The organism is Enterococcus sp. M190262 (genome assembly GCF_005843965.1).
GTDB classification, from domain to species: Bacteria; Bacillota; Bacilli; order Lactobacillales; family Enterococcaceae; genus Enterococcus_D; species Enterococcus_D gallinarum.
The window spans coordinates 2,707,353-2,721,285 of record NZ_CP040461.1; the positions used below are offsets into that span (position 1 = coordinate 2,707,353).

Annotated in this window: 12 protein-coding genes and 1 riboswitch; of the genes, 2 read left to right on the forward strand and 10 right to left on the reverse strand. The window is 41.2% G+C overall.

The window, feature by feature from the left end; genetic code table 11:
* Nucleotide 1 precedes the first annotated feature (1 nt).
* Nucleotides 2-583: a hypothetical protein gene (locus FE005_RS12725; RefSeq protein WP_113849682.1), complete on the forward strand. Its 582-nt coding sequence runs from the start codon at nucleotides 2-4 to the stop codon at nucleotides 581-583.
* Nucleotides 584-1,157: 574 nt separating this feature from the next.
* On the opposite strand, the gene FE005_RS12730 is transcribed toward FE005_RS12725, so the two are convergent.
* From FE005_RS12730 to FE005_RS12740, 3 genes are all read right to left on the reverse strand, one after another.
* Entirely contained in the window at nucleotides 1,158-2,384 is a 1,227-nt protein-coding gene (locus FE005_RS12730) for an OFA family MFS transporter (protein WP_137264407.1), read from the reverse strand.
* 124 nt (nucleotides 2,385-2,508) lie between these two features.
* A complete protein-coding gene (locus FE005_RS12735; protein WP_003126538.1) occupies nucleotides 2,509-4,932 on the reverse strand; it encodes a flavocytochrome c in 2,424 nt (807 codons plus the stop codon).
* A gap of 18 nt (nucleotides 4,933-4,950) precedes the next feature.
* On the reverse strand, nucleotides 4,951-5,556 hold the full coding sequence (locus FE005_RS12740; protein ID WP_138371906.1) for an NADPH-dependent FMN reductase: 606 nt from the start codon (nucleotides 5,554-5,556) through the stop codon (nucleotides 4,951-4,953).
* Between the two features lie 299 nt (nucleotides 5,557-5,855).
* Here FE005_RS12740 and FE005_RS12745 point away from each other — a divergent pair, with 299 nt between their 5' ends.
* Nucleotides 5,856-6,770, forward strand: a complete 915-nt coding sequence (locus FE005_RS12745) for a LysR family transcriptional regulator (protein ID WP_138371907.1) — start codon at nucleotides 5,856-5,858, stop codon at nucleotides 6,768-6,770.
* 241 nt (nucleotides 6,771-7,011) lie between these two features.
* Here the strand turns inward: FE005_RS12745 and FE005_RS12750 are convergent, their stop codons facing one another.
* From FE005_RS12750 to FE005_RS12780, 7 genes are all read right to left on the reverse strand, one after another.
* The gene (locus FE005_RS12750) at nucleotides 7,012-7,962 is read right to left on the reverse strand and encodes an FAD:protein FMN transferase (RefSeq protein WP_113849678.1); all 951 of its coding nucleotides are present in this window, start codon (nucleotides 7,960-7,962) and stop codon (nucleotides 7,012-7,014) included.
* Nucleotides 7,963-8,076: 114 nt separating this feature from the next.
* The gene (gene ribE, locus FE005_RS12755; RefSeq protein ID WP_003126533.1) at nucleotides 8,077-8,538 is read right to left on the reverse strand and encodes a 6,7-dimethyl-8-ribityllumazine synthase; all 462 of its coding nucleotides are present in this window, start codon (nucleotides 8,536-8,538) and stop codon (nucleotides 8,077-8,079) included.
* 19 nt (nucleotides 8,539-8,557) lie between these two features.
* The gene (locus tag FE005_RS12760) at nucleotides 8,558-9,736 is read right to left on the reverse strand and encodes a bifunctional 3,4-dihydroxy-2-butanone-4-phosphate synthase/GTP cyclohydrolase II (protein WP_005471510.1); all 1,179 of its coding nucleotides are present in this window, start codon (nucleotides 9,734-9,736) and stop codon (nucleotides 8,558-8,560) included.
* A complete protein-coding gene (locus FE005_RS12765) occupies nucleotides 9,729-10,349 on the reverse strand; it encodes a riboflavin synthase (protein ID WP_021149731.1) in 621 nt (206 codons plus the stop codon). Before FE005_RS12765 ends, FE005_RS12760 begins: the two co-directional genes overlap by 8 nt.
* Nucleotides 10,318-11,397, reverse strand: a complete 1,080-nt coding sequence (ribD, locus tag FE005_RS12770; RefSeq protein ID WP_138371908.1) for a bifunctional diaminohydroxyphosphoribosylaminopyrimidine deaminase/5-amino-6-(5-phosphoribosylamino)uracil reductase RibD — start codon at nucleotides 11,395-11,397, stop codon at nucleotides 10,318-10,320. The genes FE005_RS12765 and ribD overlap by 32 nt, the downstream gene beginning before the upstream one ends.
* A 120-nt stretch (nucleotides 11,398-11,517) precedes the next feature.
* Nucleotides 11,518-11,652, reverse strand: a riboswitch (FMN riboswitch).
* Between the two features lie 309 nt (nucleotides 11,653-11,961).
* The gene (locus FE005_RS12775; RefSeq protein ID WP_138371909.1) at nucleotides 11,962-12,822 is read right to left on the reverse strand and encodes a triphosphoribosyl-dephospho-CoA synthase; all 861 of its coding nucleotides are present in this window, start codon (nucleotides 12,820-12,822) and stop codon (nucleotides 11,962-11,964) included.
* A gap of 21 nt (nucleotides 12,823-12,843) precedes the next feature.
* Nucleotides 12,844-13,929 (reverse strand): acyltransferase, encoded by a 1,086-nt coding sequence (locus tag FE005_RS12780; RefSeq protein ID WP_138371910.1) that lies wholly within the window; start codon nucleotides 13,927-13,929, stop codon nucleotides 12,844-12,846.
* Nucleotides 13,930-13,933 lie beyond the last annotated feature (4 nt).

Genomic DNA, 13,933 nt, shown 5'->3' on the forward strand with positions numbered 1-13,933 from the left:
TATGCCATTACTGGTTTTGATTGGTGCTCAGGCTGTTGGAAAAATGACTGTCGGTCGCGAACTTGAAAAAAGAATTGATGGTAAATTACTATTTAATCATCAAACTATTGATTTATTTGCCAATTATCTTGGGTATACGCCTGCGGCATTTAAGTTGTCTGATTCCACTAGGATCGAACTTTTCAAAGCATTTGTGGCTGGTGAACAGAATACAGTTAAGACAATCATATTTACTGTTTTAGTGGGATTTGATCAGAAAGAAGATATTGCTTTTTTACACAAAATTTCTGAGATCTTTTTAAGCGCTGGACAACCGGTTTATTTTGTTGAACTTGTTGCGCAATTAGAGGAGCGCATCGCACGTAACCGTCAGGAAGCACGTTTAAAAGCGAAGCCGTCAAAACGGGATCTTGCTTTTTCGCATCAAGAACTTCTTACTTTTAATGAAAAATACCGTTTGGAAAGCCATTCGACGGAATTGGCATCCCTTTTTCCAAAAGTAAAAACGATGAAAATCGATAATACTGAGTTGTCACCCGAAATGGTCAGCCAGAAAATTATTGCTAACTTCCAACTTGAATGAAAGATAAGAAGGACACTAATCTTAGGAAAGCAGATTAGTGTCCTTCTTTATTCTTATTTTAGTCAAACATCCGATGTCGCTGTGAAAAAACCATCAGCAAAAGAAAAGACTTCCCCAAGCACTTCTATTACTGATGGTTATTAAAATTCACGTTGCCTTTTTATGATAAGCGACGTGTATTGACACTACCAAATCTATTTTTTCATTCCTTCATGAATATTATGACTATCGTATAAAAATGAATAATCAGCTGATTCGAGTTTCCTTTTATAAAATCATCTTTCTACCTGATATCCTATCACTTAGGGAAAAAATAGTATAATCACTTTTTGCACTGGAACATGAAAAAAAAGAAATTAAAGACTTTACCACTTTTTTATTCTCAGTACTTGAAAAGCTACTCCATCTAACTGATTAATCAATCGTACTAACTCCTGTCACCGGTACAAGCATTTCTAAGTTCATTGACCATGATCATGGTCAATCAAGTCTGTCAATCCGCATATATCTATATTAGTACTACTGATTATTTATCTTTTTATAGAGACTTATAGCCCTTTCAATGCTGCGCTGTTTATTTGGCGATTGAAACGTTATGTGATTTTTTTAGTTGAACATAAGCAATATTCAAAATAAAGCCGACGACTGCTAAAGCAATTGCTGTATAGAATGCGTTTGTAAAATCTCCATTGTTGCTGGCAGCCATTCCTGCTGCTACTCGTGGTCCAAAGAAAGCAGCAGTAGAATAACCAACAAAGACGATTCCATAGTTGACTCCTTGGTTAGCTGGTCCGTAATTTTCCATTACGATCGATGGGAAAACCCCCATCACTCCGCCAAAGCAGAGTCCTAGCCCAATGATTCCCACTGCAAAGATCATCGCTGCACTTGAAAGTGTCAAAACGAGTAAAGATAACGCAACGACACCGTAAATGATCATCAATGTATTGGAGCGCCCAATCTTATCAGAAACTGTTCCCCAAATCACTCGACCTAAGCAATTGCTTAAAGAATATAGACTAACATAAAAAGCGGCTGTTGTAGCTGTTAATCCGAACATTTCCTGCCCAATCACAGCAGCATTGGAAGCAATCATCAAACCAGAAAATGCACCAACTCCGAGCATCAAGATAATCAAATAAAAAGCAGGTGTTTTCATCATCTCTTGCCAGGAATAATTTGCTGCGGTTCCTTTAGCCGCAGAAGTTTGTGGGACCCATCCTGCTGGACGATAATCTGCAGGGGCTTTTTTGATAAAGAAACTTGCCATTACAACGACGATCATATAAGCAATACCGATAAAACGAAAAGCAGTCAACACATCTCTTGATTCAATAATTGCATTCGCGATCGGTGCGGCGATGATGGCTGCACCGCCCATACCTGCAGTGATCAATCCTGAAGCAAGTCCACGTTTGTCTGGGAATAAACGAATCGTATTACTTAAGCAAGCAGAATAAGCAAATCCTTGACCAAGACCTGAAAGCACACCATAAGTTAGATAGAGCATCCCAGGTGATTCCACAAATCCAGTTAAGAAGAAACCTAGCGCAAATAATAAACCACCAAAAGTAATCGTCCATTTTGCCAATCCACGGTCGGTCAAGAATCCTCCTAAAATCATTGTGATAGGTCCGACAGCAGCATTGATTGTAAATGCCAGCATGATTTCTTCCATTGTCCAATTTTTTAGTTGACTAAGCGGTCCAGCGAAAACGCTAAATGCATAAACGGCACCTGTACATAACAGAACAGCAGTTGAAGCAATCAAGACTAGCCAACGGTTGAGTTTTGTTTCCATATTTTACCCCCAAAAAATAGTTTTGTTTAAATAAATTGAATGAATACACCTCATGTTACTTATTTCACATAACGTTTTGAAAGAAAATGTGCAGTGCGATTCTCTGCACATTTCTTTTAACCTATTAAAGATTTTCTGCAACTGCTGTCTTACCAGCGATCCGTCCAAAGGTAAAGATATCAGTCAATGAGTTACCACCAAGGCGATTTCCTGCATGGATTCCTCCTGCTACTTCACCAGCTGCATATAGACCTTTGATCACTTGATTTTCTTTTGATAACACATGGGTTTGTGTATCGATCTTTAACCCCCCCATGGTGTGATGTACTGCCGGTTTTCTTGGAGTTGCATAAAATGGAGCAGTCGTTACTTTAAGATCAAACACATCTTTGCCAAATTCAGGATCTTTTCCTGCATCGACATAGGCGTTGTATGCAGTGATCGTTTCTTTCAAGATGGTTGGATCAACATTAATTTGTTCTGCTAATTCTTCAAGGGTATCGGCGCGGAATAATGTTCCGTTAGCTACTTGTTTGTCGATTTTTTCTTGGGACGTATTGTACGCTGTTTTCTTGATTTCTTCATCAGCAATCAAATAGAATAGGCCACCATTATCGATTGCTGCTTGTGTCAATACATCACGGCTTTCATATTCATTGACGAAACGTTTGCCTTCTTGATTGACCATCACAAAGTTTGCGGGAGGTACTTGCAGACCGCTGAATAATGCTCCCGTATTCGGATCAGATACCGGCATCATTTGTGAGAAGCCCATTCCAACTAGATCCGCACCGGCACTTTCCCCTAGTTTGATACCATCCCCTGTGATTGCCGGCGAATTGGAAGTTTTGATGTCATCTTCGATTTCAGTCCAATACGTGTTGTACTGCTTCAGCATTTGTGTATTCGCACCGAAGCCACCAGAAGCTAAGATAACTGCTTTGGCATGGATCGTTACTTTTTGTCCATTGCGACCTTCCCCAATGATCCCTACGACTTGTCCCTCTTCGATGATCAATTCTTTGACTGGTGTGTCAGTAAGAATTTTTCCACCATTTTCATTGACGAAATTGTGTAGGGCAGAAACAAAAGCGTACCCTTCATTTTTCAATGGTTTATGGCCTCGGCGCCATTTTGCTCCAACTGGCATATCGACATGTTTGTAATCAAATTCAACGCCGATTTCTTCTAGCCATTTCACAGACTCTAGTGCACGATCAGTTAGGATTTTTACTAAGTCATATTGACCGTAAATCACATTTCCTTCTAAGTCGGTCCGTTTGCCGCCTAAATAAGTTTGGATACGATGCCAGATGGCAGAGTCAAATAAGAATTCTTTTTCTGGAGTCGTTGCTTGTAAATACGTTGTGATTTGTTCTTTCAACAATCGAAAATCAGCCAAGTATTCTGCATCAATGGTTGCTTCATCTACGGCAATGATTTCTTCTAGCGCAGCCCGTTCACCTGGAAGCGCAGCAAATGTTTTTTGCCAATCCGGATCTGCGGCATTCATTGGTCCACCCGTGCGAACGGTATTCCCACCGATGGCTGGGTATTTTTCAACTAAAATCACCTCTTTGCCTTCTTGGAGGATACTTGCTGCGGCACTCAATCCTGCCCCACCACCACCGACAACGATGATATCCGTGGTGTAAGTTTCATCTTCCGTTTTTAGCGCACTGGCTGCCTTAGGACGTTTTCTTAAAACATCTGGGTTTGCACCAGCCATTTTCACTGCTTTCGCGACACCATCAACGACACCGTTACTGGTAACGGAAGCACCTGAGATCGCATCGACGTTCAATGTTTGGCCTTCAATGATTTCTTGTGGAACACGCGCAAAGACTACATCTGCGATTCCTTCCGATTCACCGGAAGTATCGATATTGATTGCTTCGATCCGTTCTTCACTTAATGTAACCACCATTGGTAAATCACCATTGTGTCCTGGTGCCGTGACAGTATAATCCCCAGGCTGATAAACTACTTCTTCGGGAACATTCAAGATATTAGCAACTTCTGTAAAGCGAATGAATTTTCTGAAACAGCTTTCCAAAAAGTCAACAGTCCGTTGATCTTTCAGCTGCCCATTTTCATCGAATGCTTGATGCGCACGACCTAAAAGAAATTCATTACCAGGCATAACCGTTGCATTGACACCAGGTGCATCAAGAATTTGACGCAAGTGTAGTTGTGCCCGTGAAGAACCTTGGACGTCATAAGAAGCACCCACGATCATCACTGGTTTGCCATCAAACGGGTGTAGATTGAAGGACAACCACTCTAAGACACTTTTTAGTGCGGATGGTATGGAATGATTGTGTTCTGGTGTCGCGATAATCACGCCATCGGCAGCCAAAATTTTTTGATTTAATGTTTGAATGACTTCACTATTGGTTTGATCCTCTGTTTCATTGAACATAGGAACTTGATCAATTTCTAAAATTTCGATTTCTGCTAAATCGGCAAATGCTTGTTGCATATATGTCACCAGTTGGCGATTAGTCGATTTCTTTGCATTTGTACCGATCATACCGACAAATTTCATGGACATTTCCTCTCTTTCTTATACCTGTTCCCAAGAAAATTTCTTTGAGCGCTCTTTGGCAGTCGAATATTCACTGACGAGACGATTCGTGATTTCCACGAATAATTTGAATTCATTGAAGCAGTCTTCTAATTCAGCGACTTTTTCCTCATCTTTTAAGCATCCTTCTTCATCAAAGGCTTGCATCGAATGACCGAGTAAAAATTCGGCACTAGGCATGATTCGTGCTTTGACTTCCGGTGCATCAAGAATTTGGCGAAGATGTGCTTGCGCTCGGGAAGAACCTAAAGCACCAAGTGAGGCACCAGTGATCATCACTGGTTTGTCGATCAAGGGACGGGTCGTATAAGAAAGCCATTCAATCATGCTTTTTAGTACTGCTGGAATGGAATGATCGTATTCAGGTGTACTGATAATCACGCCATCAGCATCCTCGATTTTTTCTGCTAATTCTCGAACTGCTTCAGGTGCTGTTCTGTCTTCTGGTTCATTGAATGCTGGCAGATCTTTGATTTCGCAAAGCTCGATTTCTGCCTGATCTTTGAAATGGGTTTGGATAAATTGCAATAACTGGCGATTGGTCGAACGTGCAGAGTTAGTGCCAACGACTCCGATCAGTTTCATACTCATCTCTCCTAAATGTGATAAATTTAACAATTGATTCGATTATAACTCGCTTTTAGATCAATTGTTTCAAAAGTTAATCGTACAAATAGTCGTCTTAGAAAGATAAAAATGGTCAAACTCAGCTTAAATCTCTCTGATTTCATTCCGATAGAAGGATCTGAAGGACAATTTATTTGTTCCAATTAAGTACTTCTACAGTTTAGTCTGACCATTCACATTTGTGAAATATTTATTTAATTATATTAGGATAACTTTTTTGTTATAATAGACATATTTCTACGGAAGGAGCAACTTCTATGTCTCTTAAAGATTCCCATTTGATGCTGCAGTACATCGACACATTACTAAAGTACAATAACTATACCAAAGCAGCGAAAGACCTATTTATTTCTCAGCCTTATCTTACGCAAGCCATCAAAAAAGTCGAACAAGAATTGGGAACGACCATCATTATTCGTCAGTCAGGTGTTTTGCATTTGACTGAAGCCGGTAAAATCTATTATCAATACCTTGAAACATTGGAAACCGCTTCCGCGAAATTTCGTCATCGGTTACTGCGCTACACATCACCAGAAACCAAAACATTGCGATTGGGTATCTTGCCCAGTCTGGGCTCGTTCTTGCTCCCACTTTTTTTACCTGACTATTTGGCAGAACACCAGGATGTGACCGTTTTTTTGCGTGAAGATTTGCCAAAGCACAATGAGAAACGTTTATTAAGTAATCAATTGGATTTTTTTGTTGGCCAGAACCCGGAGACTATTTCACCTAATTTGACGACTTACGCCACAAAGAGTGAAAATTATTTTGCGATCATCCCCCCTATTTCGCCTTTGTATCAAGCAAACAAAAAATTTCTCTCTCAAGACAGTGTTTCAATGAAAGAACTGTTACAAAGCCCGTTGATATTGACGACAAGCGGCTCCGCGATTCGTCGGCAAATTGATCAATTATTGAAAAAGTACAAAGTTGAACCAACCATTCTCGTAGAAAGCAGCAATATTTATACTGCAGCAGCACTTGCTGAAAACAATCTCGGGTTGGCCATCGTTCCTGAAAGTGTCTTGCAAGCAGCGACAATGACGCCTTTCAACCTTTATCCGATACCTGAAGAAATGCTAACGTTAAATTATTTTATCGCTCATCAAGCAGAGCGTCCGTTATCGATAGCTGATCAAAACTTGATTCGCTATTTTCTAGAAAAAGTATGATCGCTAAAACCGCCATCAAAAGTAAAAAAAACATACTCAAAGAAGAAAGAGTCAGAAGTAATGGTATGTCAAACGAGCTAAACAGATTAAGCAGGCACTTTAAGATCGTGCAATTGCCAGGGGGCGCAGTCGTTCTGCTATCTTGTTTCACCAGTTTAAATACTTCATTTTACTTCATTTACCAGACTCTGAAAGCTGCTTTGTCAAGGCAGTTTCGTCTCTATCTTTGAGTATGTTTCAATTAGGCTTTTTGATTCGTTTCAGGTAACTCAATCAGTGGTTGTAGCGTAGAGGGATAAAGCAATTGGCCTTGTCGGGTTACGATTAATCCAGTGATGCCATCGAGTTGGCTGAGTTGTTTCATGATTTCTTCAGGTTTTTTACCAAAGAGACGTGTGGTCCAAATTTCGCCATCCACTGAACGATCGGAAATAATCGTGATACTTGCTAACGCTGATTCTATCGGATAACCGGTTTTACGATTGAAAATATGATGATAGGTCTTACCGTCGACGGTGTGGGAACGTTCATAGATCCCTGAGGTTACGATAGAACGATCGCGGATTTTTAAGGCTGCCACGAAATTTCCTCTTGGCAAAAAAGGATTCTGAATTCCGATACGCCATAAGTGATCCGCATGATTTGGTGTTTCACCAAAGGTAACAACATTCCCGCCCAGATCAATCAAAGCGGCACTGACACCAGATTGCTTAAAAAAATCTGCCAGCTGATCTGCGAAATAGCCTTTGGCCACAGCACCTAGGTCTATTGACATACCGGCAGCTAAGGCAACGCTCTGCTGTTTGTTATCCAATTCGATTCGTTGAGGATCGGTCACCTGTAGTAATTCCGTCACTTTTTCGGCAGTCGGCACTTTGGCATCTGAGAAACCAATACGCCACTCCTGAATCAGGGGTCCCATCGCGATGTTCAAGAAACTATCCTCTGGCAAGCTGTGCTCTTTTGCTAAGGCGATCAAAGCAAACAAGTCTTTGGCTACTTTGGTCGGCTGAATTCCGGCGTTTTGATTGACTTTCATCAGATCTGAAGCAGGATCATTGGCACTAAACCGTTTTTCAAACGCTCTGATTTGTTGGACTGCTGCTTCCAAAATTGGTGTGGGATCTTCATGTTGGATCCAAAGCTGAATGATCGTTCCCATCGCTTTGACTTGTCTTTTTCCTTCTTGCATCCGTTCGTTTCGCCCCTAGTTTTTTTTGTTCATCATAGCAGTTTTTCAGAAAAAATTGAATGCCTTTAGCAAATAAATGCACCTATAAGAAAGTCGCGGACAGGCTTTAAAACATTAAATCACCCGGTTCAATGAAATCATTTCGATCAATCCTTGCGCCGCTTCTGAACCTTTATTGCCCGCTTTGGTTCCGGCCCGCTCGATGGCTTGTTCGATAGTTTCTGTAGTTAGAACGCCAAACATGACTGGAATGTCTGCCGCTAATCCAACTTGGGCCACGCCTTTCGCGACTTCATTGCTAACAAGCTCATAATGGGTAGTCGCACCGCGGATAACTGCACCCAGTGTGATCAAGCCATCGTATTGCTTCACGTTGACTAATTTTTTTGTTATATAGGGAATTTCAAAGGCACCGGGTACCCAGTAAACATCAATGTCTTCTTCTTTTACTCCATGCCGTATCAAATTGTCTTGGGCGCCACTCAAAAGTTTCGCCGTAATAAACTCGTTAAAACGCGCAACCACGATCCCTACTTTCATTCCTTGTCCGTCAAATGTTCCTTCAAATTGTGTCATGTTGTGCTCTCCTTCTTTCTCAAAGTGATAATAAATGATGGAATTTTTCTTTTTTTGTTTGAAGATAACGATTATTTTCTGCAACTGGAGTTATTTCCAGCGGAATTCTTTCAGCAACATGAATGCCATGAGCTTCTAACTCGGTGATTTTTTCTGGATTATTTGTCAGCAAGCGAATCGTATCGATGCCAAGAGACTTCAGAATAATCGCCGCAAAACCATAATCCCGTTCATCTGGACGAAAACCTAATTCAACATTGGCTTCATACGTATCCAAGCCTTTTTCCTGTAATTGATACGCCTGCAGTTTCTGTTTCAAGCCGATACCTCGGCCTTCCTGACGCAAATACAAGATGGCTCCGGTACCTTCTTTTTCGATTTGACGCATGGCTTCATGTAGTTGTTCCCCGCAATCGCACCGCTGGGATCCAAAAACATCTCCGGTCAAGCATTCTGAGTGAAGACGAACCAATAATGGTTTTGCGGGATTAGTCAAATCCCCTTTTGCTAATACTAAGTGCTCAAGATGATGCTGATCTTCAAATAAGGTTAAATCGAAGGATCCAAATGCGGTTGGCAATTGAACGGTTAACTGACTTGTTGCCATATAAGTCGCTAACTCTTCGATAGTGATCATCGGCAGCTGCCATTTTTCCGCGAATTGAGCCAATTGTGGGCGGCGAGCCATCGTGCCATCCTCATTTAGAATCTCACAAATATAGGCCGCTTCACTTTGATTGGTCAATTTTGCTAAATCCAATGCAGCCTCGGTATGGCCCCTTCTTTCCAGCACCCCGCCTATTCTTCCGATCAACGGGAAAATATGACCTGGTTTTTGAAAGTCCTCTTCCTTAGTTTGAGGATTAGCCAATGCTCGGATCGTTCGCGCGCGTTCTTCAGCAGAAATTCCTGTTGTCGTTGAACGGTGATCGACACTTATAGTGAAGGCTGTTTTGAAAGTATCCGTATTTTGCGCGACCATTTCAGTTAGCTGCAAGCGGTCAGCTAGTTGAGCTGAGATAGGTGCGCAAATCAACCCTCGAGCAAATTTCGTCATAAAATTCACGCTTTCCATCGTAGCTAGATTAGCGATCCCAACAAGGTCTCCTTCCGCTTCCCGGTCGTCATCATCAGCAACAATAATTAATTGCCCATTTCTTAAATAGTCTAATGCTGTTTCGATTTTATTTTTACTCATAGGACATTTCCTTTCTTCCGCCACGGATCAGTTGATTGGCTTTGACATATTTTCCTAATAGATCTGTTTCAACATTCACTGCTTCACCGCGGTTAAGTCGCCCCAGATTGGTTTGATTTTTGGAATGAGGAATCAGTCCAACGGAGAAATAGCGCAGTGTGGTCTCGATAATCGTCAAACTAACCCCATTCAATGCGATAGAGCCCTGTGGAATGATCTCATTTCTCAGTTCGTCGGGATAAGCAAATGTCAGAATCAGCGCATTCTCCAACACACGCTTTTCTAGCAGTGTTGTCGTAGTATCTACATGACCTGCCACCAAGTGTCCTTCCAAGCGGCCGTTGAAAGCTAACGCTCGTTCCAAATTGACTTCGTCATTGATTTTTGCGGTCGAAAAGGTGGTTCGTTGATAAGTTTCCGGCATGATCTCGACAGTGAATTCTTGTTTGCCAGTCTTGATCGCTGTCAAACATACGCCATTGATCGCCATACTATCGCCAACCCGATAATCCGTTAACAATGCTTCAGAAGCATGACAAGTCAATGCAATGGTGCGACCACTAGGCACGATCCGTGTGATCTTACCCTTTTCTTGAATGAGTCCGGTAAACATTTTCCTGCCTCCTTCCAACGATCCTTAACTCTTCTCCGACCGGTTCAACAGTGACTTCCGTTAGCGCAAACATCTGATTCACTTCTCGAGAACTAGCAAAACTCGCTGTTCCATTGCCGCCGATAAGTTTTGGCGAAAGATAGGTGATAACTTGATCCCAATAACCATCCGCCAGAAAGGCATCATGAATGCTGCTTCCGCCTTCAACATAAACCGATTGAATCTTGCGTCGATACAATTCTTTCATGACAAACGAGAGAGTCAGTGAAGGCGTGGTAATGATTTTCACGTGATTTGAGAAAACAGTTTGGACTTTTTTCGTAGTAAAGACCAGTACAGGACTACTGGTATCCTCAAAAAGAGTTAGTTGCTGTTTCAAGGTTTCTCCTTTACGATCTAGGACCACTCGATAAGTCGGAAAGGCAGCCTCTGTCCGCAAAATAGGATTATCGATTAAGGCAGTGCGGCTCCCTATCAAAATAGCCTGGTAGTCTGAACGTTCCTGACGAACCCGGCGCAATGCAGCTTCACCGGTTATCCTTGTTCGCTGACCAGCCAAAGCGATTTTTCCATCAAGTGTGGTTGCTTGCTTTAAAGCCACAAAAGGACGTTGCTCTTCGTGATACGTATTATAGTGGCGATTGATTTCACGTACCTCCTTTTCTAAAACACCGGTGATCACTGCTATTCCTTGTGATTCTAAAAACGCTTTGCCCTTGCCAGATACCAACGGATTGGGATCCAATTGACCAATTACCACTTTTTTGATGCCGCTTTGTAGAATAGCAGTTGTACAAGGTGGCTGTTTTCCGTAATGGTGGCAAGGCTCAAGGGTCACATAAATGGTTGAATCAATTAGTTTTTCGGGGGAACTACATGAATCGATGGCGTTCTTTTCCGCATGTGGCTGGCCATAAGCCATGTGGCTGCCTACAGCAACTATTTCCTCATCTTTCACAATGACAGCACCGACTAAAGGGTTCGTGAAGGTTTGTCCTTTGCCTTTTAGTGCTTCGGATATGGCGCGCTTCATATACGTTTCATGCATAAACATTCCTCCTTTCTTTAAATAAAAAGACCTCGTGCATAAGTACACGAGGTCATGATTAGACAAACTCAAAGAAACGATGACAAAAAGGATAGACTCCTCCCATCAATATTCTTGTAAGTTTTTCTTCTCCCATCCAGACTTTAACTGTCGGTTCCAGAGTTTCACTGGATCAACCGCACGAATGCGGGTCACGGACTTCAAGCATTGCTTGTCACCGTCGGTCGGGAATTACACCCTGCCCCGAAGAAACATATTCAATTCACGTTAGATACTACTATTTTTTAATTCAGGTGTCAAACCCCTCTTCTATCCTTTTTAAATAACGATTAAGACAAACGTTTAAGTACAACATTCTCCGTTATCGGAGAAGACTTTAAAAAGTTTTTTAGGAATTAGCGACCTCCAAACAAACAATTAAAAGAGGTTTCCTGGATAAATTATTTCTCTTTTTATATTTTATTTATTTCGATTGAATAACACGTTTTTTGAACAGATAAAAAAAGACTTTTAAAGAGTTTAAGAAACAATCTCTTTAAAAGTCTTGTGAATGGAATAAATATGTTATTTTGCTGTAGTGAAATAAAGTTTCTGACTCGTTAAGTTTTTCAAAGAAAGCAGAAAGAAACTGGCAGCTAATAAATCGGCACTTCCGCCGGGTGAAACATTTTGCTGTTGACAATAGTTGTTCAATGCTTCAAAAGCGGCGCTAGGAATGGGCTGTTTATTGGCTTGCTTTGCCAACTGTTGAATATGGTTCAGCACTTGTTGATCGCTGCGATACAAAATACAAGTATCATCAAGAGTGGCCATGATCGCTAGGAGCATATGGAGTCTTTTTTCTGGTGAATCTTTTATTTGTCGTGACAAAAAATCAGATAATGCCACTTGAACATGAGGAAAACCTGCTGCTGCTTCCCCAAAAGCACCCGTATAACCATATTTTTGTTTGACTTTGTTTCCGTGACTTCCAGTAGCCGCAACTTGTATCCGACGATCTGGATAAGCGACCAGTTGTTGAATCTCTGTAAAAATCTTTGGTAAAAACAACTGACGATCACAGCTGTATTGGCTACTGATCACACTGATAAACAATCCCATTGCCCAAATGGCCCCTTTATGGGTATTGACTCCACCAGTAGCTGCAAACATGGCTGTTTCAGCACGGCGACCAATCTCAGCGATCGCTTCTCTGACGGCTTGGCTCGGTCTTTTTTGCCAAGAAGCCAGCGCCATTTCTTCAAAAAATGGTGTCAGCGTTCGTGCAGATAAGACAAATAGTTCGTGATCCATATCGCTATGTGAACCAGTTGTAAAACGATCGACTAAGCCTGGCTTGGGTGAGAGTTCCACTTCATCGATCAGCGCTTTTTCAACTAATTTTGCCAGTTGATGACAGGTAGCGAAGGCAGATTGTTCTTCCATAAGATCCCCTCTTTTTATGAATTAATTACTAAATGGTCCTTTGATCCCTGCCCAAATCACATGCAGAAGATAGCTTAATAAAAAGCTGCAGCTGGCAGTAGCTAAATAGGCAACAAGAATCATGATTCCCGTTGGCAATTGTAATAGTGTATCTTTGAAACAAACTAGAATAACTTGAAATACAAATACATTGGCTAAATAGGTACGGTACGCATATACAGATAACCATTTGAATGCACGAAGCTGTGGTGCATTGCTCTTGATCATAGTTGAGCCTAACATAAAGACGCCGAAGATCACCACTAAGCTATAAAGACTTTGTAATGTATTCAAATAAGGTGCATGAGCGAAAGAAAGATCTCCGCTAAAGTGTAATAAATGATCAGCTGAAAATAAAGCTAATACTAAGCCAACTGGCAATAGTGCATAGCGCATTTTATATAAAAAGCGGTAAATGGCTTCATGATACATCAATGCCGCTTCGCCATAAATACCATAAATCACAAAGCTAGCAACGAAACGATCCAATAAGTACCAGTTGTCATGATGAGGTCCGGCAAAAACTTGCGCATCATAGAATAAATACCAAGCTACATATAAAACTGTCGCAACGATTAGGACAGGCCAAACATTCTTCTTTTTTGAAAAGACTTTGTAGCCTAACCATACGAAAAACGGCATCAATAATTGTATTTGAAGCATCATCACGGTATACCATAGATGGGGTGCGCCGTCACCGGTAATATATTTCAATAAGAATGAAGCAGTATCTGTGTAGGGTTGACCTTGTTGAACGGCTGGAAAGAGCCATAAGTATGCAGTCGTCCACAACAGATAAGGAACCACTAATTCAAAGAATTTTTCTTTCAGAAATTCCCAATAAGAAAGATGTTGGCTTGTTTTTACCATATTATAAACAATTGCAAAAATAAACATTGGTGCAGTGTATTTCACGATGACATAAAATATACCAATAAAGGCGGCGGTTTTTTCGTTTTGGACATTTGCTAAAGCAAAACTCAAAACAGTCTGCATCATAACGGCGGTCACAGCAAAGACTTTTAGGAAGTCGCTGATATTGATTTTGATTTCTTTATTTTCGAACATTGTT

Excerpts from the sequence above, each read along its gene's own strand:
- FE005_RS12750 (WP_113849678.1), bottom strand. The coding sequence starts at position 7,962 with ATGCAAGAAGGAAAAAGACAAGTCAAAGCGATGGGAACGATCATTCAG.
- ribE (WP_003126533.1), bottom strand. The coding sequence starts at position 8,538 with ATGACACAATTTGAAGGAACATTTGACGGACAAGGAATGAAAGTAGGG.
- FE005_RS12760 (WP_005471510.1), bottom strand. The coding sequence starts at position 9,736 with ATGAGTAAAAATAAAATCGAAACAGCATTAGACTATTTAAGAAATGGG.
- FE005_RS12735 (WP_003126538.1), bottom strand. The coding sequence starts at position 4,932 with ATGAAATTTGTCGGTATGATCGGTACAAATGCAAAGAAATCGACTAAT.
- FE005_RS12775 (WP_138371909.1), bottom strand. The coding sequence starts at position 12,822 with ATGGAAGAACAATCTGCCTTCGCTACCTGTCATCAACTGGCAAAATTA.
- FE005_RS12780 (WP_138371910.1), bottom strand. The coding sequence starts at position 13,929 with ATGTTCGAAAATAAAGAAATCAAAATCAATATCAGCGACTTCCTAAAA.
- FE005_RS12730 (WP_137264407.1), bottom strand. The coding sequence starts at position 2,384 with ATGGAAACAAAACTCAACCGTTGGCTAGTCTTGATTGCTTCAACTGCT.
- FE005_RS12765 (WP_021149731.1), bottom strand. The coding sequence starts at position 10,349 with ATGTTTACCGGACTCATTCAAGAAAAGGGTAAGATCACACGGATCGTG.
- ribD (WP_138371908.1), bottom strand. The coding sequence starts at position 11,397 with ATGCATGAAACGTATATGAAGCGCGCCATATCCGAAGCACTAAAAGGC.
- FE005_RS12745 (WP_138371907.1), top strand. The coding sequence starts at position 5,856 with ATGTCTCTTAAAGATTCCCATTTGATGCTGCAGTACATCGACACATTA.
- FE005_RS12725 (WP_113849682.1), top strand. The coding sequence starts at position 2 with ATGCCATTACTGGTTTTGATTGGTGCTCAGGCTGTTGGAAAAATGACT.
- FE005_RS12740 (WP_138371906.1), bottom strand. The coding sequence starts at position 5,556 with ATGAAACTGATCGGAGTCGTTGGCACTAACTCTGCACGTTCGACCAAT.